The organism is Streptomyces sp. NPDC052020, from assembly GCF_040680575.1.
GTDB lineage: Bacteria > Actinomycetota > Actinomycetes > Streptomycetales > Streptomycetaceae > Streptomyces.
The window spans coordinates 53,209-77,822 of sequence record NZ_JBFAWY010000012.1; the positions used below are offsets into that span (position 1 = coordinate 53,209).

A 24,614-nucleotide genomic window follows, 5' to 3' on the forward strand; every position below is an offset into this window, starting at 1 on the left:
TCCCGGTGAGAGCGCCGTTCGCGCGTCACCGCTCCGGAAGCGCGCGCAGCAGCGCCTCCAGCGTCCCCGACCACGCGCTGTCGGATGGGGTGCCGTAGCCGACGACCACGGCGTCCAGGGGTTCGGTCCGGGCCCGGGGGTGGCGGAAGAGGGACAGGCCGTACAGGGCCAGGCCCTGCCAGGCCGCCGCCTGGACCACCGACTGCTCGGTGCCGGCCGGCAGCCGCAGTACGGCGTGCAGACCGGCCGCGATGCCGGTGGCGCGGACCCCGGGGGCGCGGGCGGCGAGCGCGGCGACCAGGGCGTCCCGGCGGCGGCGGTAACGCAGGCGGGCGGCGCGCACATGGCGGTCGTAGGCGCCGGAGGTGAGGAACTCGGCGAGGGTGAGCTGGTCCAGCACCCCGCAGCTGTCGATCTCGCCCTTGGCCGCCGTCGCCTCCTCGGCGAGCCCCGGCGGCAGCACCGCCCAGGCCAGCCGCAGGCCGGGGGCGAGGGACTTGCTGGCGGTGCCCAGGTAGACCACCCGGTCGGGGTCCAGGCCCTGGAGGGCGCCGACGGGCTGGCGGTCGTAGCGGAACTCGCCGTCGTAGTCGTCCTCCAGGACCAGGCCGCCGGTGCGCCGCGCCCAGTCCACGACGGCCGCCCGGCGATCGGGGCGCAGGGGCACGCCCATCGGGAACTGGTGGGCCGGGGTGAGCAGCACGGCGCCGGCGTCCGCCGACGGCCGCGGGTCGGTGCCGCGTTCGTCGAAGGGCAGCGGCTCGGTACGCAGGCCGGCCCCGGCCAGCAGGTCCCGGTGCACGTGCAGGCCGTACGACTCGACGGCGACGGTGTGGACGCCGCGCGCCTTGAGGACCGCGCCGAGCGATGTGAGCCCGTGGGCGAACCCCCCGCACACCAGGACCCGTTCGGGGTCGGCGCGCACGCCCCGGGCCCGGGCGAGGTAGCCGGCGAGCGCGGTGCGCAGTTCGGGGCGGCCGCGGGGCTCGCCGTAGCCGAGGGCGTCGTTCGGGGCCGCGGCCAGGGCGCGGCGGGCGGCCCGGAGCCACTCGGCGCGCGGGAAGGAGGCGAGGTCGGGGGTGCCGGGCCGCAGGTCGTAGACGGGGCGGGCGGTGCGGCGGGGGCGCCCGGCCGGGCCGGCCGGCGGCACCACCGCGCGGTCGGCGACGCGGGTGCCGGAGCCCTGGCGGGCGGTGAGCCAGCCCTCGGCGACGAGGTCGGCGTAGGCGTCGGCGACGGTGTTGCGGGCGATGCCGAGGTCGGCGGCGAGCGCGCGGGAGGAGGGCAGCCGGGTGCCCGGGGCGAGGCGCCCGGTGCGCACCGCCTCGCGCAGGGCGTCGGTCAGTCCGCGGCGCAGCCCCGGACCGGTCGGTTCCAGGTGCAGGTCGATGCCCAAAGTGGCCCAGGATTCCGGCATGGGAATGGACCATACCCGTGGGCTGCTTCGCTCCTAGGGTCGAGGGCATGACGACGCATCCCGACCAGACGGCCGGCCCGGCCGGGCCGACGCACACGACCGACGCCTCCCGCCCGTACGCCTCCGAGCCGCCCGCCCGGCTGAACTGGGCCGAGCACGCCCCCGAGGTCTACAAGGCGATGATCCGGCTGGACGCCGCGGCCCGGCGGGGGCTCGACCACACGCTGTACGAGCTGGTGAAGATCCGCGCCTCGCAGATCAACCACTGCGCCTTCTGCATCGACATGCACACCAAGGACGCGCTCGCCGCGGGCGAGACCGTCGAGCGGATCGTGCAGCTCAGCGCGTGGGAGGAGTCGCGGCACTTCTACACGGAGAAGGAGCTGGCGGCGCTGGAGCTGACCGAGGCGGTGACCGTCCTGACGGACGGCTTCGTGCCCGACGCGGTGTACGACAAGGCCGCGAACCTCTTCGACGAGGCCGAGCTGGCGCAGCTCATCTCGGCGATCACGGTGATCAACGCCTGGAACCGTTTCGGGGTGACGTGCCGGATGGTCCCGGGCCACTACCAGCCGGGGCGGCACCGGTGACGCCCCGTACCACCCGGCTGGACGCGGGGGTCCGCGACGCGATGCGGGCGCTGAGCGCCGCCGCGAAGAAGGGCTTCGGCGACACGGCCCTCGCCGAACTGGTCATGATCCGCGCCTCGCAGCTCAACCGCTGCGCGTTCTGCCTGGACATGCACCTGGACCTCGCCCGCGGCCTGGGCGTGGAGCGGCGAAAGCTCGACCTGCTCGACGCCTGGGAGGAGGCCGGGGACGTCTACGACGAACGGGAGCGGGCCGCGCTCGCGCTGACGGAGGCGGTGACCGTCGTGACGGACGGCTTCGTGCCCGACGCGGTCTACGAGGACGCCGCCAAGCACTTCGACGAGACCCGGCTGGCCCATCTCGTCGCGCTGATCACCGTCATCAACGGCTGGAACCGGCTGATGGTGAGCCGGCGGATCCCCCCGGGAGGGGCACCGTGGTGAACCAGGCATAGGTCTTCCGCTCGCCGCGCCAGGGCGCCGCCTCCCGGCCGGGGGGCCGGGAGCGGGGGCGGGCGGAGGGTCAGAACGGCCCGGCGTCCGTGCCGCACTCGGTGTACGGCGGGCAGAAGTGGCCGAGGGCGGTGTGCACCAGCTCGCGTTCGTCGTCCCGGCCGTCCGCGTCGGGGCCGTACGCGGCGATCGCGTACACCTTGCCGTCCGCCGCCTGGAAGCGGAGGTCGACGACGTGCCAGGTCCCGATGTCGGGCCCGCCCTTGAGCGAGGCGGCGAGGTATTCGAGCCGGGTGCCGGTGAAGTCGCCGTCGTCGAGGTTCTCCAGGGAGAGCCGCTCGAAGCCCTCCGCCTTGGGGGTGTCCTCGGAGAGGAAGAGCTCGAAGGAGTCGTCGGGCGACGGCTCCGCCACCTCGAAGATCTGGAGGCGGCGCTCGCCGTCGGAGCTGCGGTAGGTGACCACGTCGATGCCGTGCTGGGAGGCGACCGCCTCGCGGATCCAGCCCACGGGGCGGGCGAGGGTGAAGCCCTCGGGGTCGGTGTGGAGCTCGTATCCGGCGGGCGGCGCGGAGGACGGGCCGGACGGTGTCGCCGTCTCGTCGGGGGACGGCCCGGGGCTGTCGGCGGCCGGTGCCGAGGGCTCGGCGGTGAGGGACGGGGAGGCGCTGACGGGGGAGGGCCCGCCGTGGGTGCCGCCCTCGCCGTCCCCGTCGCCGCCCATCACCAGGGTGAGTACCAGGGCCGTGGCGACACCGGCCACGGCGGCTCCGCCCAGCACCGACCACACCACCCGGCGGCTGGGCCCGCGGCTGCCCGCGGCCGGTGCGGGTGCGGGTGCCGTGCTCTCGGTGGGCGGCCAGGGGGCGGTGTGCGGCGGCTCGGGCAGGGACCACGTACCGCTGGGACCGTCCGGGCCGCCGGGGCCCGGGGCCGGGTGGCCGTCCGGGTCCTGGGGTGCCGACGGCGAGAAGTCCGGGCGCGGCGGGGGCGGTGGGCCAGCGGGGAGTGCCCCCGCCGTGCCGTCCTCCCAGCGCTGGGTCTCCTCGTTCCAGTACCGCTGTCCCCCGCTCATCACGTCCCTCTCTCCCCTGTGGGCTCCCTTGTGGGCTCCCTCCCCTGCGCGCTCTCCCGGCGCTCGTCCCGGCGGCCTGCGCGCGGCCTGCGCTGCGGCCCGCGCGGGGACCTCACATCCCCAGCAGTCCGGCCACGGCGCCCGCCGACGCGAACAGCGTCAGGACGGTCTCGGCGTCCGTCAGCACCTCCCGCAGCCGCTGGAGGCGGCCCGGGCCGGCCGTTCCGGTGCGGGTGATCTCCTCCTCGGTCTCCGCGAGCGCCTCGTCCAGCTGGGTCGTCTGGTCGCTGTGCCGCACCCGGGACAGGTCGGCGCGCAGTTCGCGCACCGCCCTCAGCAGCTCCTCGGCGGCCTCGTCCCGCGGGGCCGGGGCCCCGTGGTGGCTCTCGGCGCGCGCGTGGCTGCCGATGGCGAAGGTGCTGTGCGACACGTCGCCGATGCGGACGGTGGGTTCATCGCTTGCCATCGCTGGACGATCCCTTCTGCGGCGCCGGGCCGCCGGTGGAGGAGCTGGCGCTGGCGTGCTCGCCGACGGCGAAGGTGGACCCCTCGACCCGGCCGATGTGCACGGCCCCGTTGCTGATGTTCACGATCTTCTGCACGAACTCGCCGGTGTCGTACCCGGCCTCGGACAGCGCCAGCCGCACCCCGTTGCCGATGCGGTCCTGGACGCTGCGCAGGTAGCGGGCGACGTCCATCTCCTGGAAGGTGGACCCGACGGGCGCCGAGGCGAGCTCCCGCACGGAGACGGCGGGCCCGTCGGGCAGCGCGCCCGCGTGGCCGCCGGTCAGCAGCCGCCACCCGTAGACCAGGCCCCGTCCGAGGGTGGCCAGGGAGCGGCCCGCGGAGGCCGGCACCAGGGCGAGGGCCCCCGCCGCCTTGCCGAACGCGTTGTTGTTGCGGAACCGGTGGCAGGCGCGGTCGGCGTCCTTGAAGTCGGCGCGCACCGGGGTCAGCACATGCGGGGCGATCTCCAGCATCAGCATGCCGCCCTGGGTGTGGACGCGCACGAAGACCGTGACGACGAGCTCCTCCTCCCAGCCGCCGACGCGCACGCGCAGGAAGTGCCGCCGCTTCTCGCCGCCCTCCTCCACCGCGCGCGCCCGGTGCCGTTCGAACTCCTGCGGGTCGTAGGGGGCCTGGTCGCGCCGGAGCAGCCCCTCGGCGGGCAGGAACACGCACTCGTCGATCTCCAGCCGGCGCAGCCGGTCCCGGACGCCGGGACCCGCGTAAGCGGCGGGCACGCGCAACTGTTCGAGCAGGGGGCGGATCCGGTCCAGGATCGCGCGGTTGCTGAGCGGCTCCTGCGGCTTGTCCTCGTCCGGCCGCAGCTCCACGGCGAGCACCCAGGTGTCGTACGCCGCTCCCGCGCCGCGGAACGGGTGTGCCTCGTGGTACATGACCAGCGGCGCGTGCTGCTCCAGCCGGATGCGGTGCATCATCCGCCGGAACCGTTCCCCCTCGGCCCGCTCCGCGGGGTCGCCGGCGACGTCCGGGAAGCGCCGCGGGGACAGTTCGGCGGCGAGCGCGCGGGCGAACTGGTTGCGCTGCGCGGCCGTGCACAGCGCGATCAGCGCGAACACCGCCAGCGTGAACCACGCCTGCCACGGCTCGGCCAGCTCGGCGACGCCGTCGGCGGCCGGGACCACCACGTCGGTGAGGCCCGGCTCGTCGGAGCCGCCGTAGCCGTAGGAGTCGTAGCCGTCGTACGAGGGGTCGTCGCCGGAGCCGGCCCCGAAGCCGACGACGACCGTGAGGATCAGGTACAGCGCGAAGGTGACCCGGCCCCACCAGCGCAGGAGGAAGGCCGGGATCCGCCGGTAGAAGGCGGGCCGCTCGGCCCGGCCCCGGATCCAGGGCGCGAGGGCGAGCAGCAGGCTCGGCCAGAGGAAGCCGGCGAGCAGCCAGCCGCTCAGCGGCAGGCCGACCACCCACAGCCCGATCACGGCGGCGGCCCACAGCAGTTCCTGCCGCCGGGCGCGCAGCGCGTGCGCGAGGACGCGGGCGGCGTCGTAGCCGAGCGAGGGCGCGACGATCCGCTGTTCGTCGAGGTACAGCTCCTCGATGACGCGGTCGCGGTAACCGGAATCCAGGTAGGCGCCCGCGCAGAGCAGCCGGGTGGCCTCGCTGGCGTGCGGTGCGACGGGTGGCGGCTCCGGTGGCGGACCGGGCTCCGCGGGCGGTGGTTGCTGCGGCAGGTGTGCGGTACTCACGCCGTTCCCCCGATATGCGAACGTGTGCCTGTGACGGGCGAGTTGAAGGCCCATCAGCATAGGGGACCGGGCGGCGCGGCAAAACCGGAATGTCAAGAGCGCGTCGGTACGGTGCGCGGGCGATCCGCAGGGCGCGAGCGGCTCGACAGAGGGCCGCGGTCCGGTCCGGCCCCGGAAACGACGGACCCCGGGCCGCTGTCGCGGCCCGGGGATCGCGGAATCGCGCCGTGGGTCAGATGAGGCCGAGGCCGCGGACCGCCTCGCGCTCCTCCTCCAGCTCCTTGACGGAGGCGTCGATGCGGGTGCGGGAGAACTCGTTGATCTCCAGGCCCTGGACGATCTCGTACGTGCCGTCCTTGCAGGTGACCGGGAAGGAGGAGATCAGGCCCTCCGGGACGCCGTAGGAGCCGTCCGACGGGATGCCCATGGAGACCCAGTCGCCCTCCGGGGTGCCGTTGACCCAGGAGTAGACGTGGTCGATGGCGGCGTTGGCGGCGGAGGCGGCCGACGAGGCGCCGCGGGCCTCGATGATGGCGGCGCCGCGCTTGGCGACGGTCGGGATGAAGTCCTCGGCCAGCCACTTCTCGTCGTTCACGGCCTCGGCGGCGTTCTTGCCGGCGACGGTGGCGTGGAAGATGTCCGGGTACTGGGTGGCGGAGTGGTTGCCCCAGATGGTCAGCCGCTTGATGTCGGAGACCGACGAACCGGTCTTCTTCGCGAGCTGGGTCAGCGCGCGGTTGTGGTCCAGACGGGTCATCGCGGTGAAGCGCTCGGCCGGTACGTCCGGGGCGGCGGCCTGCGCGATGAGCGCGTTGGTGTTGGCCGGGTTGCCGACGACCAGCACGCGGATGTCGTCCGCGGCGTGGTCGTTGATGGCCTTGCCCTGCGGCTTGAAGATGCCGCCGTTGGCCTCCAGCAGGTCACCGCGCTCCATGCCCTTGGTGCGCGGGCGGGCGCCGACGAGCAGGGCGACGTTGGCGCCGTCGAAGGCGACGTTCGGGTCGTCGCTGATCTCGATGCCCTGGAGCAGCGGGAACGCGCAGTCGTCGAGCTCCATGGCCGTGCCCTCGGCGGCCTTCAGGGCCGGGGTGATCTCCAGGAGGCGGAGCTTGACCGGCACGTCCGCGCCGAGCAGCTGGCCGGAGGCGATGCGGAAGAGCAGGGCGTAACCGATCTGGCCGGCCGCGCCGGTGACGGTGACGTTCACGGGAGTGCGGGTCATGGCGTTCTCCGTATGACAGCTGGCGGTGGGGCGTCCCCGCCCCGGGCGGATGATCGATCTCTTGGCATCAAGAGAGATCAGCCGTCAGGCTATCGCGCATCCGCTCTCCCGCACGGCCGGGTGGGTGTGGCCCGTCCCACAGATCGCGGCCCGGCACCGCCTGGACCTGCGGCGACGCACATGAAGAGGCGGCCGCCGGTCCGGGAGAGGAGGGACCGAGGCGGCCGCCGTACGGGGATACCGTTGCCGGACTCCCGTGGGGGTTGTCGTACGCGTTCCCCCACCGGGGGCGGGCATGCCTGTCGCCGGGGGCCGATTCCCGTTTTTTCGCCGGGCCCGCGGCCGAGCCGCCGGACGGGCCGCCCGGGCTTCAGCCGGTGCACCCCTTCTGCCCCGAGGCCAGCGTCACGCACGCCACGGCGTCACCGGCCTTCCGCACGGCCACCATGGGCGTGTAGGCGAGGGTGTCACCGGCCTCCGTGACGGCGCCGGTCTGCCGGGTCCCGCCCGCGCTGACCTGGACTTCGTCGCCCTGCGCGGCCTGGGTGACGCGACCCCAGGCGGCACCGCAGATCTTGCTGTAGCGGACCTCGACGACGGCCGTGCCGACCGTGACCTGCCGGGCGGTGGTCACCAGCTCGCCGCTGCATCCCATCGCCTCGGCGTCCTTGCCGGTGCACTGGTCGCCGCTGCACTTGACGCCGGGCGGCAGGCGGGGATCGGTGCTCACGGTGGGCGAGGACGAGCTCCGCGCGCCCTCGTCGGCGTCGTCGCCGCCGTCCAGCAGGAAGAAGGCGCCGGCGACGACGACCAGCGCACCGACGACACCCGCGAGGAACGCCGTCAGCCGACTGCCGGCGACCCCCGCGAGGGCCGTCGCCAGCCGCTTGCCGCCGCCGGTGGTGCCGCCCCCGCCGGTGCCGCTCCCGGTGGTGCCGCCCCGGCCGGCCCCCCGCGGCGGTCCGCCGTACGCGCCCACGCCCGGCGCTCCGCGCCCGGGGCCCTCGGCCGCCCCCGCGCCACCGGGCACACCGCCCGCCGCGCGGCCCGCGGCCGGTGACGGCCCCCGGTACCCGGCCACGCCCCAGGAGTTCCCGCCGGACGAACCACCGGACGTACCAGCGGACGAACCACTGGCCGTACCGCCGGACGTACCAACGGACGAACCACTGGCCGTACCACCGGACGTACCGTCTGAGGACCTGCCGGGACGGGTGCCGCCGCTCAGCGCGTCCGGGCCCTCGGCCGACCCCGCGCCACCGGGCGCACCGCCCGCCGCGCGGCCCGCGGCCGGTGACGGCCCCCGGTACCCGGCCACGCCCCACGAGTTGCCCCCGGACGAACCGCCGGACATACCGCCGGACGAACCACCAGACGTGCCACCGGACGTACCGCCTGAAGACCTGCCGGGACGGGTGCCGCCGCTCAGCGCGTCCGGGCTCTCGGCCGCCGTCGGCTGCGGCGGCACCGGCGGGAGCCTGGGCGCCACACCGGCGGGTCCGGTGGCCCCGGGCCCGGTGGCCGTGGCGTCGCGGCCCCGGCGGCCGGCCCTGCCGCCCTTGGCGCCGGGCTCCGGCGCTGCCGGGTCGGCGAGGGCGGCTCCGGCCTGGGAGATCCGGATGGCCTCCAGGGTCCCGTCCCGCCGCGCCTCGGAACGGCTCCAGGCGCGCTCGGCCAGCTCCCACTCGGTGGTCAGGTGCTCCGGATCGGTCCCGGTGACCTCCGCCAGGGCCACGATCGCGCCCTTGGGCGCCAGCAGCCGGCCGTCGAGATACCGCTCCCAGGACGTCTTGCCGTAACCGGTGCGGTCGGCCACGGACGCGACGCTCAGACCGCTGCGGTCCACGAGCCGGCGCAACTGGCCGGCGAACTCCCTGAGCTGCGGATCGAGTTCGTCCGGCAAGTCCCTCCAACGAGGCATCGCTACCCCCTCTTCCCCCGATGACGTGCTGTGGTCTCCCCGTACGACGTGATACCCGCGCGGCGCCTGCGCGGCGGCGGCCCGGCCCCGACGGGGGAGAGGACGGGCCCGCCGCCTCGGCGGCCGGCCCGCGGGTCAGCCGCTGACCGTGAAGTGCAGCGTGTCCTTCAGGAACGGGATCTCCAGCCACGGGTGGGGCTGGGCCATCATCGCCAGCAGGGCGATGGCCAGGCCCAGGACGCCGTAGGTGGCGATGTCCGTGAAGCGGGACCGCACGGCCAGCATGCCGACGCCGGGCAGCAGCCAGCGCAGGGCGGCCCCGCCCAGCAGCGCGACCCCGATCAGCAGCGTGCCGTACCGGAAGACGTCCAGGGCGGTCAGCAGCAGGCCGACGCCGATCAGGGACAGCACGGCGAGGATCGGCCACTGCCGGGCGGGGGCCGGGGCGCCCAGGGGCGCGGCCCGGCCGCTGCCCTCGGGGCGCGCGGTGTCCCGGGTGAACAGCGGGAAGCGGCGCGTGACGCGCCGCGGCCTGCCCTCGGCGTCGGGCGCGCTGACCGCGTCCGGGACCGTGATGTCCTCCGGGTGCCGGGCGCCCTCGTCAGCCGACACTGCGCTCCGCCGCCTCGACCACGTTGACCAGCAGCAGCGCCCGGGTCATCGGCCCGACACCGCCGGGGTTGGGGGAGATCCAGCCGGCGACCTCGGCGACGTCCGGGTGGACATCGCCGACGATCTTGCCGTCGGCGTTGCGCGAGACACCGACGTCGAGGACGGCGGCGCCCGGCTTGACGTCCTCGGGGCGGATCAGGTGCGGCGAGCCGGCCGCGGCGATGACGATGTCGGCGCGCTTGAGGTGGGCGGACAGGTCGCGGGTGCCGGTGTGGCACTGGGTCACGGTCGCGTTCTCGCTGCGCCGGGTCAGCAGCAGCGGCATGGGGCGGCCGATGGTGACGCCGCGGCCGACGACCACGACCTCGGCGCCCTTGATCTCCACGCCGTAGCGGCGCAGAAGGGTCAGGATGCCGTTGGGGGTGCAGGGCAGCGGGGCCGGTTCGTTCAGCACGAGGCGGCCGAGGTTCATCGGGTGCAGGCCGTCGGCGTCCTTGGCCGGGTCCATCAGCTCCAGGATGCGGTTCTCGTCGATGCCCTTGGGCAGCGGCAGCTGGACGATGTAGCCGGTGCAGGCCGGGTCCTCGTTCAGTTCGCGGACGACCGCCTCGATCTCCTCCTGCGTCGCCGTGCCCGGCAGTTCGCGCTGGATGGAGGCGATGCCCACCTGGGCGCAGTCGCGGTGCTTGCCGGCGACGTACTTCTGGCTGCCGGGGTCGTCGCCGACGAGGACGGTGCCGAGGCCGGGCGTGACGCCCTTCTCCTTCAGCGCCGCCACGCGGGCGGTCAGTTCGGACTTGATCGCGGCTGCGGTGGCCTTGCCATCGAGAATCTGGGCGGTCATGGCCCCATCCTCCCGGATGACCCGCCCCCGGTTCCAATCCGAGGGGCGCAGATCCCCGCGGACAGGGCGCCCGGCCATGATCTCCGGTGTTGCGCTTGCACAACATTGTGCAGGTGAGCTGGACACGGAATCACCGGCCCACCACGATGAACACGCAGTAACGCGGTCCGATCGGGGGGAAACCGCTCATGCACGCACGTTCCTCCGCTGGATCCGTTCCGTCCCCGCAGCACAACGGAGGCTCAACGTCATGAGTTTCGGCTCGCCCCCGCCCGAGAACCCCTACGGTCACCCCCAGCAGGGCCAGCAGGGCCAGCAGGGCCTGCCCGGCTATCCGCAGCAGGGCGGCCAGCCGGGTTACGGCTACCCGCAGCAGGGCGGCCAGCCCGGTTACGGCTACCCGCAGCAGGGCGGCCAGCCCGGCTACGGCTACCCGCAGCAGCCGGGTTACCCGGGTGGCCCCGGACCGCGGGTCGCCTCCATGGGCCGGCGCCTCGGCGCACGCCTGATCGACGGCGTGATAATCGGCATCGTCTACATCGTTCTGTTGATCGCCGGCGTCGCGGGCTCGTTCGGTGCGGCCCAGGACTGCGACGTGAATTCACCCGCCTACGAGTCCTGCGTCGACGACGCCGCCGCCGACATGATGGGACCGCTCACGGCGGTCTTCCTCATCCTCGGCATCGCCAGCCTCCTGTACGAGTGGCTGATGGTCGGCCTGGTGGGCGCGACGCTGGGGAAGATGCTGCTCGGCATGCGGGTGGTGAAGGCCGACACCGGCCAGAAGACAGGTCTGGGTTCGTCGTTCATCCGCTGGATCATCCCGATCGTCGGCTCCCTCGCCTGCGGCATCGGCCAGCTGCTGGTCTACCTGTCCCCGTTCTGGGACAAGTCCGGCCGCCAGCAGGGCTGGCACGACAAGGCCGCGAGCACGATGGTCGTCCAGCGCTGACCCCAGCGGGCGGCGCATCCGCGCCATTCATCCGTCAGGGCCGTGTCTCACCCGATCGAGGGGGACACGGCCCCGGCGCGTCGCCCTAGTCTGGCTGGACAGCCGTCAGGCACGGGGAGACGCACCTTGTACAGCATCATCGTGGTACCTCCGCCGACCACGGAGGACGACCGTGACCGCACCCAGATCCGGCTGGCTCCCGGCGAACGGCTCGCCTTCGGGCGGTCCGTGGACCCCGGCGGCCTGCTGATCGCACACGACGGGGTGTCCCGCCGGGCCGGTGAGATCACCGCCCACGGCACCTTCTGGACGCTGAGCAACCTCTGCGCCCACCAGACGTACGTGGTGGAGAACCCGGAGGGGGCGGGCGAGCACATCAAGGTGGCCCCGGGGCGCCTGGAGGCGCCGGTCCCGTTCGAGTTCTCGCGGATCGTGCTGCCCGCCGCGGGCGATCTGCTGCCGGTGGAGGTGTGGGCGCCGCGCCACGACTTCCTGCGCGCCGAGGGCGGCGGCGACGGCGAGACCACCGCCCCCGCCTTCTCCGTCGACCGCACCAAGCGCTACTTCGCCGTGCTGGCCGCCTTGTGCGAGCCGCGGCTGCGCGGCGCGCCGCACGCGCCGCTGCCCACGGTGGAGCAGGTCGTGGAGCGGCTGCGCCCGACCTGGCCGGCCGCGTCCCGCACGTCGGTGCAGTGGAACATCGACTACCTGGCGGTCAAACTGCGCCTGAAGCCGGGCCCGGAGAGCGCCGAGCCGGGTCACCGGCTCAACGGCAAGAAGGAGTCGCTGGTCTCCCTGGCGCTCCGCTTCGACCTGGTCCGCGAGGACGACCTCGTGGTCCTCACGGCGCCGCCCGGACGGGCGGTCCGGTGACCGGACCGTACGCGGTGCCGGTTCCCCGGGGCTACCGGGTGGGCCGCTGGGAGGTGCGCGAGCCGATCGCGACGGGCGCCTTCGGCAGCGTGTACGCCGCCCGCCGCACCGGCGGGGCGGACGACCTGCCGAGGACCGCCGCCCTGAAGTTCCTGGCGACCGGCACCGGCACCCCCCGGCAACTGGCCCACCTGCGCGAACTGATCGAACGCGAGGTGGCGCTGCTGCGCCGGCTGAGGCAGCCGCGGCTGATCCGGATGTACGAGACCCTCACCGTCGACGATCCCGAAAACCCCCGTCTGGACGGCGCCACCGTCCTCGTCCTGGAGAAGGCGGAGGGCTCCCTGTCCGGGCTGCTGGCCGGGGTGCCCCGCCCGCCGGCCGGGCCCGTGCTGCTCGCCCAGGTCTGCACGGGGCTGGCCCAGCTCCACCGGGCGGGCTGGGTGCACGGGGACCTCAAGCCCGCCAACGTGCTGCTGATGGCGGACGGTTCGGTGCGGCTGGCCGACTTCAACATGGCCGCCGAGCTGGAGGGCACGCACGCCTACACGCCCGCCTTCTCCACCCCCGACTACACCCCGCCCGAGCTGCTGTGGTCGGAGATCGGCGAACGCGGGCGCCGCATCCGCCCCTCCGCCGACGTGTGGGCCTTCGGCGTCCTCGCCCACCTCGTGCTCACCGGCTCCTTCCCGCTGCCCGGCGGCACCCCCGCGGCCCGCCGCGACGCCGCCGCGGCCTACGCCCGGGGCACCGACCAGCTGCGGCTGGCGCCCGGACTGCCCGAGCCCTGGCGGGAGATCGTGCGGTCCTGCCTGACCCGGACGCACGGCGACCGCGTCGGCACCGAAGCCCTGCTGCGGCGGGTCGAGGCCGCGGCCGGCACCGGCCGGACGCCCCGCCTGCCCCGGCTGTCGCCGCACCGCCGTACCCGCCGCGTCGTCGTCGCGGCGGCGCTGGGCGCCACCACGGCCGTGACCGCCCTCGGCTACGCCCTCAGCACCTGGGCGGGCGGCGGGAGCCCCGACGGCCGGGAGTCCGCGCCCGGCGCCCTGGCCGCCGCCGTCTCCTACGGCGCCTCCGAGCTGCGCACCGACCGGGGCATCCCGCCCGCGTACCGGCTGCTGATCGTGGAGACGGCGCACGACTGCGCGGACGAGCACGTCACCCCGCCCCTGATCGCGGCCATGCTGAAGGTGGAGAGCGATTTCGACCCGAACCTGTCCGACCCGAGGCGGAACGAGTACGGCATCGCCCGCTGGACCCCCTCGGTCCTGCGCTGGTGGATGAACGAGGACGGCACGCCCGCCGAGTCCGTTCCCGAACCCCCCTTCCCGCCCGCCGAGTCCATCCCCGCGATGGGCCGCTACCTGTGCTGGATCGCGCCGCGCCTGGACGACGGCCTGCCCGGCGACCGCCGGGTCCTGATCGCCGCCGCCTACCGGTCGTCGTACCGGAAGGTGAACGACGCGGGCGGGGTTCCCCCGAAACACCGCGCCTACGCCGACCGCGTCGCTCACCACCTCAAGGAGTACACCCCGCCCGGGAGGAAGTGACCCTGAGAGGTCCGAGGTGGTGCCGGCGGCGGGCCCGCGGGACGGTGGGACGCGCGCGGGGCCTTCCGGCTCCCTCGGGGGAGAGCCGGAAGGCCCCGGCCGTCACGGCGTCACGGCGTCACCAGTCACCGGATCACCGGCGGACCTCAGTGGAAGAAGTGGCGGGTGCCGGTGAGGTACATCGTCACGCCGGCCTTCTTCGCGGCCTCGACGACCTGCTCGTCGCGGATGGAACCGCCGGGCTGGACGATGGCCCGGACCCCGGCCTCGATCAGGATCTCGGGGCCGTCCGGGAACGGGAAGAAGGCGTCCGAGGCCGCGAACGCGCCGCGCGCGCGCTCCGCGCCGGCCCGCTCGACGGCGAGGCGGCAGGAGTCGACCCGGTTGACCTGGCCCATGCCGACGCCGACCGAGGCGCCGTCCTTCGCCAGCAGGATCGCGTTGGACTTCACCGCGCGGCACGCCCGCCAGGCGAACGCCAGCTCGGCCAGCTCCGCCTCGGACAGGGCCTCGCCGCTGGCGAGGGTCCAGGTGGCCGGGTCGTCGCCCTCGGCCTGGAGGCGGTCGGCGGCCTGGAGGAGGGCGCCGCCGTCGATCGGCTTGATCTCCACGGGCGCGGCGGGCGCCTCGGGGGCGCGCAGCACGCGGATGTTCTTCTTCTTGGTGAGGATCTCCAGCGCGCCGTCCTCGTAGCCGGGCGCCACGATGACCTCGGTGAAGATCTCCGCGACCTGCTCGGCCATCTCCTTGCTGACCGGCCGGTTCACGGCGATCACGCCGCCGAACGCCGACAGCGGGTCGCAGGCGTGCGCCTTGCGGTGCGCCTCGGCGACGTCCGCGCCGACGGCGATGCCGCACGGGTTGGCGTGCTTGATGATCGCGACGCACGGCTCGGCGTGGTCGTACGCGGCACGGCGGGCGGCGTCCGTGTCCGTGTAGTTGTTGTACGACATCTCCTTGCCGTGCAGCTGCTCGGCCTCGGCGAGGCCGCCGGTGCCGGAGACGTACAGGGCGGCGGGCTGGTGCGGGTTCTCGCCGTAGCGCAGGGTGTGCGCGCGGTCCCAGGTGGCGCCGAGGAAGTCGGGGAACGACGAGTCGTCGACCGGGGCGTACTCGGAGGCGAACCAGGAGGCGACCGCCACGTCGTAGGCGGCCGTGTGCCGGAACGCCTCGGCGGCCAGGCGCTTGCGGGCGGCCAGGTCGAAGCCGCCGTCCTTGACCGCGGCGAGGACGTCCCCGTACCGGGCGGGGCTGGTGACCACGGCGACGGAGGGGTGGTTCTTCGCGGCGGCGCGGACCATGGAGGGACCGCCGATGTCGATCTGCTCGACGCACTCGTCGGGGGTGGCGCCCGAGGCGACCGTCTCGCGGAACGGGTAGAGGTTGACCACGACCAGGTCGAACGGGGCGACGCTGAGCTCGTCGAGCTGCTGCCGGTGGGCGTCCAGGCGCAGGTCGGCGAGGATGCCCGCGTGCACCTTGGGGTGCAGGGTCTTGACGCGGCCGTCGAGGCACTCGGGGAAGCCGGTGAGCTCCTCGACCTTGGTGACGGGGACGCCGGCGGCGGCGATCCGGGCGGCGGTGGAGCCGGTGGAGACCAGCTCGACACCGGCCTCGTGCAGGCCGTTCGCGAGCTCCTCCAGCCCGGTCTTGTCGTAGACGCTGACGAGCGCCCGGCGAATCGGCCGCTTGTTGCTGTCGGCGGTCACTGGATTACTACCTTTCGTCCCTCAATGCGGTAGCCGTGGCGGGCGAGCCGCCCCACGACATCGACGAGCAGCCTTCGCTCGACTTCCTTGATGCGCTCGTGCAGAGCGCTCTCGTCGTCCTCGTCCCGGATCTCCACCACGCCCTGCGCGATGATCGGCCCGGTGTCGACGCCGTCGTCGACGAAGTGGACGGTGCAGCCGGTGACCTTGGCGCCGTACGCGAGCGCGTCCCGCACGCCGTGGGCCCCCGGGAAACTGGGGAGGAGGGCGGGGTGGGTGTTGACGAACCGCCCGCCGAACCGCGCGAGGAACTCCTTCCCCACGATCTTCATGAACCCGGCCGAGACGACGAGGTCCGGCTCGTAGGAGGCGACGGCCTCGGCGAGCGCCGCGTCCCACTCCCCGCGGGTGGCGTGGTCCTTCACGCGGCACACGAAGGTGGGCAGCCCGGCCCGCTCGGCGCGCGCGAGCCCCTCGATGCCGTCCCGGTCGGCGCCGACGGCCACGACCTCGGCTCCGTAGGTCTCCGGGCCGGTGGCGGCGATCTCGTCGAGGAGCGCCTGGAGATTGGTGCCGGATCCGGAGACCAGCACGACGAGGCGCTTGGCCACGGGCTTGGCGGCCACGATGGGGGCCCTTTCTCGGGAAAGCGGGTCCGTACGGTCGGCCCGCACGGATCGTTTTGTACGGTCGTACGAATGCCTCCCGCCCCGGGATACGGGGAAGTCTACGAAGCAGCCGACCGCCAGCAACGATACCGGCACACCCGGCGGCCCCCACGGGACGGGGGCCCGGCCGGGAGGTAGCGTCTGGGAGGGGGCCGGTTCGGGAACGCCTCCCGCGCACCGCGCGTTCATGGGGTGACGGAGCCGGGGGACCCGGACCTCTCCGGGCCGCTCCGCTCCCGTCGGGCCAGCCAGACCAGCCAGACCAGTCGTAGCAAGCCGTACGCACGCCGTACTACCAAGGGGAAGACGCTCATTTGATGCCGGACCGCAGCCTGCGACTCCTCACGCTCCCCCAGCAGTCGGCGCAGGGAGGGGAGCACAGCGGCCTGGTGCTGCGGGAGCGCCCCGCCTCGCCGCCCGACGCGCCCTCGGACGGGAAGAACGACGGCGGCGACCGGGGCGGCGCGGCCACGGACGACAACCCCTTCGCGCCGCCGCCGGAGGGGACGCCGGACCGTCCCTGGCGGCCGCGGCACCCCGGTGGCAAAGACGGCGGGCGGGGCGACGGCGGGTCCCCGTGGGGCCGGCAGTGGAGCGACCGGCAGCCCGGCCGCTCGCCCGGCGGCTTCGGCGAGCGCCCCGGCGGACCCGGCACCGGCCCGGGGGGCCCGGGCGGCGGCGCCGGCCCGCGCTGGGACCCGACGGACCCCGCCCAGCGCCGCGCCCGCTACTCGCTGCTGTGCGGCATGTGGGCCTTCTTCTTCGCGCTCTTCGGCTGGCCGTACCTGGCCCTGTTCCTCGGCGCCCTGGCCCTCTACTGGGGCATCAGCGCCCTGCGCGCCAAGCCGCGCACCGCGGCGGACCCGGACACCCCGGCGCGGACCCCGGCGCCCGAGACGGCCTCGCGCCCGCAGACCACCGCCGCCGTCAGCGGCCTGGTCACGGCCTCCCTGGCGCTTCTGCTCATCGCGGCCTCCTTCGCCGCCCAGCTCGTCTACAGCGACTACTACACCTGCCGCAGCGACGCCCTGACCAACGAGGCCAAGCAGTCGTGCAGCAGACTGCTGCCGGACGAGCTGCGCAGCGTGCTGGGGGACGAGGGCTGAGAGGCCCGTCATCGGGCGACGCGTGGCCCCGGCGGGCCCGTCGCGCGAGGCGTGCGGCCCCGCCGGGCCCGTCGTGCGCGGCGCGCGGTGGCTACCCGGGGGGCACCCGCGATCCGCGTGCGGACGGGCCGCCCGCCGCGGAGGTGTCCCGGGCTCGCCGGACCGGTTCCGCCCGCCGGGCATCCGCCGCCTCCGGCGTCCTGCGCGCGCCCGGCGGCCGCCCGCCGGGCGCGCGCCGGTTTCCGCGCGCCGCCGCCTGCGCCCGGAGCGTTTCCGGGATCGTCCTCCAGAGCGTGCGCGCCCCCCGCCAGAGCCTGCGCGCCGCCGGCCTCCAGCGCGTTCCCGGGATCCGCCAGGACGTGCGCGCCCTCGCCGTCCCGGCCGTTCCCCGAGTCCCACGGGACTGTCCCGCCCCGGACTTCCTCCGCTGCGCCGCCGTCCAGCGCCGGCACTTCCGTACTCCGATCGCCGTCGGCACCGCCACCACCGCGATCCACACCGGGGTGACGGCGCCGACCTGCCACCACACCGGCCCGAACCGGGCGAGCGCGGCCACCCCGAGCGGGCCGCCCGCCAGCGCCGCGAGCAGGGCGGTCACGACGCCGCACACCACGGCCGCCAGCCCGGCGCCCGCCGCGGTGCGGCGCCACGTCCAGGAACCGGCCGGGCCGTCCGTCCCGTCCGGTCCTCCTCTGTCCGCCGTCCGCTCCCACCCGTCCGCGCGGGTGCCCGTCCTCCCCGCCGAGGCGCGCCCCGTGAACCACCCCACGGCCGCCCCGGCCGCCAGCGGCACCACCGCGGACGCCGCGTGCAGCGGCGTACCCGGCTCCGCCTGCGGTACCGCCGCCAGCAGCGGGAACGGCGGCAGCGGCGCGGGCGCGGAGGCGAAGGGCCCCACCATGTGCCCGGCACCGGCCGCGAAGCCGGGGCCGAGGGCGTACGACGCGGCCCACACCGCCGCGTTCGGCACCAGCGCCACGCACAGCACGAGGACCGCGAACCCCCCGGCCCATCCCTCCGCCAGCCGGCCGAACGCCGCCCGGACCGCCCCGCCGTGCCACACCAGGGACACCGCCAGCAGCAGCGCGCCGCCCCCGGCCAGCACCGCCACCCCGGCCCCCGCGGCCCGCGCGGCGACGCCCAGGCCCCCGTCCGGCCCGACGAGCAGGTGCCGCGGCACCTCGGGCAGGGCGTCCAGCAGCCGCCGCACCGGCCCGCCCAGGCGGCCGTGCGCCGCCCACACGCCCGCGCCCGCCACGCCCATGACGAACAGCGGCAGGCACACCACCGTCGTGCCCCACGCGGGCCGCAGCGCGCCCCCGGCGGCGTACAGCGCGGCGGGCAGGGCGACGCCGAGGTAGCCGAGCACGACGCCCGTCCAGGCGACGCGGGGCGGCACCGGCGGCGGACCGGCGCCGGCGCCGCCCTCCCCCATCGCCAGGCCGCCGGCCACCGCGTCCCGTGCCATCCGGTGGATCAGCCACGCGGGCGGCACGGACAGCAGCAACGGCGCGACGCCGACGGGCGCGGGGGTGCCGGACAGCGTGTCGGCGCGGACCAGTTCGGCGCCGTGCGCCAGCACCCACAGCGCGGCGGCGACATGCAGCGCGCCGCCGGGGCCGCTGTCGGGGTACGGCGAGCCGACCCACACCACCATCACCAGCACGGCGAACACCCCGAGACCCAGGCCCGCCGCGACCGCGCCGCCCAGCAGCCCCGCGGGCAGACCGGGCGGACGGTCGTGGCGCAGGAGGCGCAGCAGGGCGCGCAGCAGGGACAACAGCGTGCGGCGAGCGGTCGCGGGGATCACGCCCGCCATGCTCCCAACGACACGCGCTTCCCCCGCGTAACAGGCGAACCTCCGACGTGTCGCTCAATATACGTTTATGTACCTTTATGTACGGAGCGTTCGGAGGGGCGCCCTGTGACGCGGAGCCCGGCGACCCCGTTCCCTCCCCCCGAGACGCGCCGGCGCCTGCGCGAGGCAGCCTCGCTGACGCACGCTCAGGTCGCGGCGCGCCTGGGCGTCAGCCGCGGCACGGTGCGCGCGTGGGAGACGGGACGCGCCACCCCGCGCGGCCGGAAAGGGGAGGCGTACGCGAAGCTGCTGACCACGCTGGCGGCCGGACCGGCGTCCGCCGGGCCGGCGGACCGGGCGGCCGGGGCCCCGCGGAGCGCGGACGACGAGGCCGCGGTGCCGCCGCCGGAAACCGCGTCCGGCGCCGAGGCCGCCCCCGCGCCCGCGCCCGGGTCCGGGTCCGGGTCCGCCGGGGATCCCGCCGCTCGGGCCGGCGGGCGGCCCCGGCCCGCCGGCGGTCCCGCGTCCACCGGAGGCCGGCCCTCCGGTGACGGGTCCGGGTCCGCGCCCCCCGCGCCACCGCCCGGCCTCACTCCCGCTCAGGCGTTCGACGCGCTCTACGCCTTCTGCGCGCCCGAGCTGGTCCGGCAGACCTTCGTGCTGACCGGGCGCCGGGAGCTGGCGCGCGAGTCGGTCGAGCGGGCCTTCCAGCGGGCCTGGGAGCAGTGGCCGGAGGTGGCCCGGGACCGTGACCCGGCGGGCTGGGTGCGGGCGGCGGCGTACGACTACGCGCTCTCCCCCTGGCACCGGTTCCGCCCCCGCTACCGGTTCCCCGAGCCGCCGCCCGCCGACCGCGACGAGCGCGCCCTGATGAACGTCCTGCTGAGCCTCCCGCCCCACTACCGCCGCACCCTGCTGCTGTACGACGGTATCGGCCTGAACCTGCCGGAGACGGCGGCGGAGACCGAGGCGAGCACCCCGGCGGCGGCGAACCGGCTGCTGCGCGCGCGGGAGGCGGTCGCCGCCCGGCTGCCCGGCCTGGCGGACCCCGGGGAACTGCACCGGCGGCTGGCCGGGCTGGGCGCCGGCGAGCGGCTCCGGGCGGCCGAACCGCCCTCCGTGCGCCGGGGCAGTGAGCGCCGGGCCCGCGTCTGGGCCCGGGCCGCCATCGCCTTCACCGCCGTCCTGATCGGCACCACGGCGCTCACCCTGCGGACGGCTCCCACGCACTACGAGCCGCCGGTGCCTCCGGGCTCGACGGTGCGCGGGGTGCCGCCGCGGGTGGCGCCGGGGCCGCTGTCGGAGGGGGAGCTGGCGTTGCGGGCCAAGCTGCGGGAGCGGACGCACAGCGGCCCGCAGCGGCTGGGGCCGGAGGCCCGCTGAGCCGCCGTACGCGGCGGGTCGGGGGTAGCACGCGGAAGGGCCCGCCCCTCGGTGAGGGAGCGGGCCCGCCCGTATGACGAGGCTGATCAGCCGGCGAGGATCTCGCGCGCCAGCTTGGCCGTCTCGGTCGGGGTCTTGCCGACCTTGACGCCCGCCGCCTCCAGGGCCTCCTTCTTGGCCTGTGCGGTGCCGGAGGAACCGGAGACGATGGCGCCCGCGTGACCCATGGTCTTGCCCTCGGGCGCGGTGAAGCCCGCGACGTAGCCGACGACCGGCTTGGTCACGTTGTCCTTGATGAAGGCCGCGGCCCGCTCCTCGGCGTCGCCGCCGATCTCGCCGATCATGACGATCAGGTCGGTGTCGGGGTCGTCCTGGAAGGCCTTCAGGGCGTCGATGTGGGTGGTGCCGATGATCGGGTCACCGCCGATGCCGACGCAGGTGGAGAAGCCGATGTCCCGCAGCTCGTACATCATCTGGTACGTCAGCGTGCCGGACTTCGACACCAGGCCGATGCGGCCCGGCTTGGTGATGTCGGCCGGGATGATGCCGGCGTTCGACTGGCCGGGGGTGATCAGGCCGGGGCAGTTCGGGCCGATGATGCGGGTCTTGTTGCCCTTCTTGCCGGCGTACGCCCAGAAGGACGCCGTGTCGTGCACCGCGATGCCCTCGGTGATGACGACCGCGAGCGGGATCTCGGCGTCGATGGCCTCGACGACCGCGTCCTTGGTGAACTTCTCCGGGACGAAGATGACCGTGACGTCGGCGCCGGTCTTCTCGATGGCCTCCTTGACGGTGCCGAAGACCGGTACCTCGGTGCCGTCGAAGTCGACCGTGGTGCCCGCCTTGCGCGGGTTCACGCCGCCGACGATGTTGGTACCGGAGGCCAGCATGCGACGGGTGTGCTTCTGGCCCTCGGAGCCGGTCATGCCCTGGACGATGACCTTGGATTCCTTGGTGAGGAAGATAGCCATGGTGTTCTGGTACCTCGTCCCTTACTTCGCGGCAGCAGCCAGCTCGGCGGCCTTGTCGGCCGCGCCGTCCATGGTGTCCACCTGCTGGACCAGCGGGTGGTTGGCGTCGTTGAGGATCTTGCGGCCCAGCTCGGCGTTGTTGCCGTCGAGGCGCACGACCAACGGCTTGTTGACCTCTTCGCCCTTGCTCTTGAGGAGCTCCAGGGCCTGCACGATGCCGTTGGCGACGGCGTCGCAGGCGGTGATGCCGCCGAAGACGTTGACGAAGACGGACTTGACGTCCGGGTCGCCCAGGATGATCTCCAGGCCGTTCGCCATGACCTCGGCCGAGGCGCCGCCGCCGATGTCGAGGAAGTTGGCGGGCTTGACGCCGTCGTGCCTCTCACCGGCGTACGCGACCACGTCCAGGGTGGACATGACCAGACCGGCGCCGTTGCCGATGATGCCGACCTCGCCGTCCAGCTTGACGTAGTTGAGGTTCTTCTCCTTGGCCGCGGCCTCGAGCGGGTTGGCCGCCGCCTTGTCGTGGAGCTCCTCGAACTCGGGGTGGCGGAACTCGGCGTTGTCGTCGAGGGACACCTTGCCGTCGAGCGCGATGACGTCACCGGAGGCCACCTTGGCCAGCGGGTTCACCTCGACCAGCAGCGCGTCTTCCTTGACGAAGACGTCCCACAGCTTGACGAGGACGTTGACGACCTGGTCGGCGACCTCGGCCGGGAACTTGGCGGCCTCGACGATCTCGCGGGCCTTGGCCTCGTCCACACCGTCGATCGCGTCGATGGCGATCTTCGCGACGGCCTCGGGGCGGGTCGCCGCCACCTCCTCGATCTCCATGCCGCCCTCGACGGAGGCGATGGAGAGGAAGGTGCGGTTGGCACGGTCGAGGAGGAAGGAGACGTAGTACTCCTCGACGATCTCCGGAGCCGTCTCGGCGATCATCACCTTGTGGACCGTGTGGCCCTTGATGTCCATGCCGAGGATGTCCGTCGCGCGGGCGACGGCCTCGTCCGGGGTGGCGGCCAGCTTCACGCCGCCGGCCTTGCCGCGACCACCGACCTTCACCTGCGCCTTGACGACGGACTTGCCGCCCAGCCGCTCGGTGATCTCGCGCGCCGCCTCAGGCGTGTCGATGACTTCACCGGCCAGCACCGGTACATCGTGCTTGGCGAAGAGGTCCCTCGCCTGGTACTCGAACAGGTCCACGCGCTTCCGTCCCTATCAGTGATCTCGCGGTTCGTTGGATGCGTGGGCGTGCCGCGAAGGGCAACGTGACGACCGCATGTGTCACAAGGGAAGCGCACACGGTGTCCGAGCGCGCGGCATGTCCGTCTCGCAGGTTATCGCCGCTGGGCAGGGCTCTCTAAATCACATCTCACACGTGAGCGGTGATACCTGTCACATGATGCCGGTCTTCGTGGCACCGCGTGCCGGTGCGGTGCCCGTGCGGGGCGGATGCCGTGCGGGCGCCGTGCCGGCGGGGTGACGCCGCGGCGTCCGTGCCGTGGAGGGCCTCACCGGGCTGGGGTTCACCCGGTGAGGCCCGTTGAACAGCCCCGGAGGGCCGCGCACTCCTGCGCGGTCCCCGGGGTGCGGCGGCCGGTATCCCCTCCCCAGGGGGCCGGCCGCCCTTCCGCGGGGTTTCGGCCGGACGGGGCCGACGGATTTCGGCTCGTCCGGCGCCTGACGGTCCGCGGAGTCCTGTGGCGTGCGGCCCGGCGCGTCGTGCGCCGGGGCCGAACAGTCGGCCGGGCGGCCAAGCGGTCCGACGGCCAGGCGGCCAGGCGGGGGTCGTACGCCGTGTGGGGGGCCGGGTGGACGTCCTTGCGCGTGGCCGGGGGCAACCGTGCTTGTGTGCGGCGCAGCGCGGTCCGGACGGCTGGGCGAATCCGCGCCGCGCGCTCGCGCGGCGGGTCCACGGCGGGTCTACGGCCCGGGGACGGGCCTGCCCTAGGCGGGGAAGAGGGGAACGTCCCGGTGCCGGTCCTGGGTCCCGGCCGCGGCGGCGCGCGCGACGGCGCCGGGCTCGAGGCGCAGCGGCACCTGGTGGTTCACGGTGACGGCGTGCGCGTCCCCGTGGCGCGGGGCGCCGTTGTCACCCGCGGACCGGTTGCCCAGCGTGCTGTCCGGGTCACCGGCCGGTGCCCGGTCGGCGGGGGCGGAACCGCCGGGCGTGGCGGCGCGGTGTCCGCCGGCGGGCGGAACGTCGTCCCCGGTGGCGTGACGGCACTCGGTCCCGTGTGCCGTGACCAGGGGCGTGGTGGCCGTGGTGGCCGCACCTGTCCGTCGGTCGGAGACGGGGGCGTGGGGAGCGGGCGACGGCTCGTCGGCTCCGAGACCGCCTTGCGGCGGCACCGACGCGATCGGCGCCGGGAGGCGGTGACCGGGAAGCAGGTGGTCCGGAAGGACGCGGACGTCCCGCCAGGCGGGGGATTCCGGCGGAGCGGGGGCCGCCGGCGGAACAGGAGCCTCCGGCAGGCCGGGCACCGCGGGCCCGTCGGGGAGCCCCGGCGCGTCGGCGTCGCCGGGGCGGCCGGGAACGCCGGGGAGACCGGGGCCGGGCGCGGGGACGCCGGGGCGGCCGGGGCTTCCGTCGGGCAGCGGCGGGACGAAGGGCAACGTCTCCAGCGGTGGCAGCGCCGCGTGCGCCGCGCCGAGCCCCTCGGCCACGGCCCCGACGGCCTGCCCGACCGTGCCCAAAACCTCTCCGACCGGCTTCGCGACCTGCTGCCCGACCGGCCTCACGACCCGATCGGCCGCGGCCCCGACGACCTGCCCGCCCGGACCGGTCGCCCCGATCGCCCCGGTCGCCCCGCTGGCCCCGGTCACCGAAAGCCGTACCGGGACCGGACCGGGGTGCGGCGACGATCCGGAGTCCGGCGTCGCGGCTCCGGACGCGGCGACGGTGGTGCCGGCCGACGCCACGGCAGTGCCGGCCGGGGCCGCCTGCGGCCGGTCCTCGGCCGCCTGTGCCCGCCCCCCGAAGAGCAGCCCGAGCACGAACAACGCGCCCGCCAGCAGCACCAGACGCAGGGCATGCCGCCCGGCCGCCGTGCGCATCCCGCGCAGAGCGGCACCGGGCAGGGCTGCTGACCAGGTCAAGAGGGGAAGGTTCCTCCGTGCGGCGAACGAGTGGCGCGGAGGGCGAGCAGCCGGCCCCGCGCGGTACGTCCGGCGGAGCGTCACACTCCGCCGAGGCGGCGTCGATCCTCGCACGGACCGCCCGAGGTCGCGCAAGCCCCCTGTTGCCGATGGTCAGTC

Annotated in this window: 21 protein-coding genes; 7 read left to right on the top strand and 14 right to left on the bottom strand. The window is 74.9% G+C overall.

What is annotated here, in order from left to right; genetic code table 11:
* Window positions 1-25: 25 nt before the first annotated feature.
* Window positions 26-1,417, bottom strand: coding sequence for a PLP-dependent aminotransferase family protein (locus tag AB0L74_RS15035; protein ID WP_365650836.1), 1,392 nt, complete (start codon window positions 1,415-1,417; stop codon window positions 26-28).
* Between the two features lie 47 nt (window positions 1,418-1,464).
* Here AB0L74_RS15035 and AB0L74_RS15040 point away from each other — a divergent pair, with 47 nt between their 5' ends.
* A complete protein-coding gene (locus tag AB0L74_RS15040; RefSeq protein ID WP_365650839.1) occupies window positions 1,465-2,007 on the top strand; it encodes a carboxymuconolactone decarboxylase family protein in 543 nt (180 codons plus the stop codon).
* Complete coding sequence (locus AB0L74_RS15045) at window positions 2,004-2,450, top strand: carboxymuconolactone decarboxylase family protein (protein ID WP_365650842.1); 447 nt, start codon at window positions 2,004-2,006, stop codon at window positions 2,448-2,450. Before AB0L74_RS15040 ends, AB0L74_RS15045 begins: the two co-directional genes overlap by 4 nt.
* Window positions 2,451-2,529: 79 nt before the next feature.
* On the opposite strand, the gene AB0L74_RS15050 is transcribed toward AB0L74_RS15045, so the two are convergent.
* The 7 genes from AB0L74_RS15050 to AB0L74_RS15080 form a co-directional block, all read right to left on the bottom strand.
* Entirely contained in the window at window positions 2,530-3,531 is a 1,002-nt protein-coding gene (locus tag AB0L74_RS15050; RefSeq protein WP_365650845.1) for a hypothetical protein, read from the bottom strand.
* A gap of 112 nt (window positions 3,532-3,643) precedes the next feature.
* Window positions 3,644-3,997 carry a hypothetical protein gene (locus tag AB0L74_RS15055; RefSeq protein ID WP_365650848.1) on the bottom strand — a complete coding sequence of 118 codons (354 nt, stop codon included), beginning with the start codon at window positions 3,995-3,997 and terminating at the stop codon, window positions 3,644-3,646.
* On the bottom strand, window positions 3,984-5,744 hold the full coding sequence (locus AB0L74_RS15060; protein ID WP_365650851.1) for a hypothetical protein: 1,761 nt from the start codon (window positions 5,742-5,744) through the stop codon (window positions 3,984-3,986). Before AB0L74_RS15060 ends, AB0L74_RS15055 begins: the two co-directional genes overlap by 14 nt.
* A 232-nt stretch (window positions 5,745-5,976) precedes the next feature.
* Complete coding sequence (locus AB0L74_RS15065) at window positions 5,977-6,966, bottom strand: malate dehydrogenase (protein ID WP_365650854.1); 990 nt, start codon at window positions 6,964-6,966, stop codon at window positions 5,977-5,979.
* Between the two features lie 370 nt (window positions 6,967-7,336).
* Entirely contained in the window at window positions 7,337-8,887 is a 1,551-nt protein-coding gene (locus tag AB0L74_RS15070; protein ID WP_365650857.1) for a DUF2690 domain-containing protein, read from the bottom strand.
* A 135-nt stretch (window positions 8,888-9,022) separates the two neighbouring features.
* Complete coding sequence (locus AB0L74_RS15075; RefSeq protein WP_365650860.1) at window positions 9,023-9,499, bottom strand: DUF3017 domain-containing protein; 477 nt, start codon at window positions 9,497-9,499, stop codon at window positions 9,023-9,025.
* Window positions 9,489-10,343, bottom strand: a complete 855-nt coding sequence (locus AB0L74_RS15080; protein ID WP_365650863.1) for a bifunctional methylenetetrahydrofolate dehydrogenase/methenyltetrahydrofolate cyclohydrolase — start codon at window positions 10,341-10,343, stop codon at window positions 9,489-9,491. The genes AB0L74_RS15075 and AB0L74_RS15080 overlap by 11 nt, the downstream gene beginning before the upstream one ends.
* Window positions 10,344-10,593: 250 nt before the next feature.
* On the opposite strand from AB0L74_RS15080, the gene AB0L74_RS15085 reads away from it, so the two are divergent.
* The 3 genes from AB0L74_RS15085 to AB0L74_RS15095 all read left to right on the top strand — a co-directional run bounded on the left by AB0L74_RS15085 (window position 10,594) and on the right by AB0L74_RS15095 (window position 13,721).
* Entirely contained in the window at window positions 10,594-11,295 is a 702-nt protein-coding gene (locus AB0L74_RS15085) for an RDD family protein (RefSeq protein WP_365650866.1), read from the top strand.
* A 126-nt stretch (window positions 11,296-11,421) separates the two neighbouring features.
* Window positions 11,422-12,168, top strand: a complete 747-nt coding sequence (locus tag AB0L74_RS15090; RefSeq protein ID WP_365650869.1) for an FHA domain-containing protein — start codon at window positions 11,422-11,424, stop codon at window positions 12,166-12,168.
* The gene (locus AB0L74_RS15095) at window positions 12,165-13,721 is read left to right on the top strand and encodes a protein kinase (RefSeq protein ID WP_365650872.1); all 1,557 of its coding nucleotides are present in this window, start codon (window positions 12,165-12,167) and stop codon (window positions 13,719-13,721) included. Before AB0L74_RS15090 ends, AB0L74_RS15095 begins: the two co-directional genes overlap by 4 nt.
* 146 nt (window positions 13,722-13,867) lie before the next feature.
* Here AB0L74_RS15095 and purH read toward each other — a convergent pair whose 3' ends face one another.
* On the bottom strand, window positions 13,868-15,430 hold the full coding sequence (purH, locus tag AB0L74_RS15100) for a bifunctional phosphoribosylaminoimidazolecarboxamide formyltransferase/IMP cyclohydrolase (RefSeq protein WP_365650875.1): 1,563 nt from the start codon (window positions 15,428-15,430) through the stop codon (window positions 13,868-13,870).
* Window positions 15,427-16,056 carry a phosphoribosylglycinamide formyltransferase gene (gene purN / locus AB0L74_RS15105; RefSeq protein WP_365650878.1) on the bottom strand — a complete coding sequence of 210 codons (630 nt, stop codon included), beginning with the start codon at window positions 16,054-16,056 and terminating at the stop codon, window positions 15,427-15,429. The genes purH and purN overlap by 4 nt, the downstream gene beginning before the upstream one ends.
* A 359-nt stretch (window positions 16,057-16,415) precedes the next feature.
* On the opposite strand from purN, the gene AB0L74_RS15110 reads away from it, so the two are divergent.
* Window positions 16,416-17,204: a hypothetical protein gene (locus tag AB0L74_RS15110; RefSeq protein WP_365650881.1), complete on the top strand. Its 789-nt coding sequence runs from the start codon at window positions 16,416-16,418 to the stop codon at window positions 17,202-17,204.
* A 91-nt stretch (window positions 17,205-17,295) separates the two neighbouring features.
* Here the strand turns inward: AB0L74_RS15110 and AB0L74_RS15115 are convergent, their stop codons facing one another.
* Complete coding sequence (locus AB0L74_RS15115; protein ID WP_365650884.1) at window positions 17,296-19,023, bottom strand: DUF6350 family protein; 1,728 nt, start codon at window positions 19,021-19,023, stop codon at window positions 17,296-17,298.
* A 105-nt stretch (window positions 19,024-19,128) separates the two neighbouring features.
* On the opposite strand from AB0L74_RS15115, the gene AB0L74_RS15120 reads away from it, so the two are divergent.
* Window positions 19,129-20,385 carry a helix-turn-helix domain-containing protein gene (locus tag AB0L74_RS15120; protein WP_365650887.1) on the top strand — a complete coding sequence of 419 codons (1,257 nt, stop codon included), beginning with the start codon at window positions 19,129-19,131 and terminating at the stop codon, window positions 20,383-20,385.
* A gap of 86 nt (window positions 20,386-20,471) precedes the next feature.
* On the opposite strand, the gene sucD is transcribed toward AB0L74_RS15120, so the two are convergent.
* From sucD to AB0L74_RS15135, 3 genes are all read right to left on the bottom strand, one after another.
* Window positions 20,472-21,356 carry a succinate--CoA ligase subunit alpha gene (gene sucD, locus AB0L74_RS15125; protein WP_365650890.1) on the bottom strand — a complete coding sequence of 295 codons (885 nt, stop codon included), beginning with the start codon at window positions 21,354-21,356 and terminating at the stop codon, window positions 20,472-20,474.
* A 21-nt stretch (window positions 21,357-21,377) separates the two neighbouring features.
* Window positions 21,378-22,559 carry an ADP-forming succinate--CoA ligase subunit beta gene (sucC, locus tag AB0L74_RS15130; RefSeq protein ID WP_365650893.1) on the bottom strand — a complete coding sequence of 394 codons (1,182 nt, stop codon included), beginning with the start codon at window positions 22,557-22,559 and terminating at the stop codon, window positions 21,378-21,380.
* 744 nt (window positions 22,560-23,303) lie between these two features.
* Window positions 23,304-24,455 (bottom strand): hypothetical protein, encoded by a 1,152-nt coding sequence (locus tag AB0L74_RS15135; RefSeq protein WP_365650896.1) that lies wholly within the window; start codon window positions 24,453-24,455, stop codon window positions 23,304-23,306.
* Between the last annotated feature and the right edge of the window lie 159 nt (window positions 24,456-24,614).

What these genes read in the sequence shown, in the direction of transcription:
- AB0L74_RS15035 (WP_365650836.1), bottom strand. Translation starts at nt 1,417, where the DNA reads ATGCCGGAATCCTGGGCCACTTTGGGCATCGACCTGCACCTGGAACCG.
- sucD (WP_365650890.1), bottom strand. Translation starts at nt 21,356, where the DNA reads ATGGCTATCTTCCTCACCAAGGAATCCAAGGTCATCGTCCAGGGCATG.
- AB0L74_RS15085 (WP_365650866.1), top strand. Translation starts at nt 10,594, where the DNA reads ATGAGTTTCGGCTCGCCCCCGCCCGAGAACCCCTACGGTCACCCCCAG.
- AB0L74_RS15055 (WP_365650848.1), bottom strand. Translation starts at nt 3,997, where the DNA reads ATGGCAAGCGATGAACCCACCGTCCGCATCGGCGACGTGTCGCACAGC.
- AB0L74_RS15040 (WP_365650839.1), top strand. Translation starts at nt 1,465, where the DNA reads ATGACGACGCATCCCGACCAGACGGCCGGCCCGGCCGGGCCGACGCAC.
- AB0L74_RS15110 (WP_365650881.1), top strand. Translation starts at nt 16,416, where the DNA reads ATGCCGGACCGCAGCCTGCGACTCCTCACGCTCCCCCAGCAGTCGGCG.
- AB0L74_RS15115 (WP_365650884.1), bottom strand. Translation starts at nt 19,023, where the DNA reads ATGGCGGGCGTGATCCCCGCGACCGCTCGCCGCACGCTGTTGTCCCTG.
- AB0L74_RS15070 (WP_365650857.1), bottom strand. Translation starts at nt 8,887, where the DNA reads ATGCCTCGTTGGAGGGACTTGCCGGACGAACTCGATCCGCAGCTCAGG.
- AB0L74_RS15065 (WP_365650854.1), bottom strand. Translation starts at nt 6,966, where the DNA reads ATGACCCGCACTCCCGTGAACGTCACCGTCACCGGCGCGGCCGGCCAG.
- AB0L74_RS15050 (WP_365650845.1), bottom strand. Translation starts at nt 3,531, where the DNA reads ATGAGCGGGGGACAGCGGTACTGGAACGAGGAGACCCAGCGCTGGGAG.
- AB0L74_RS15080 (WP_365650863.1), bottom strand. Translation starts at nt 10,343, where the DNA reads ATGACCGCCCAGATTCTCGATGGCAAGGCCACCGCAGCCGCGATCAAG.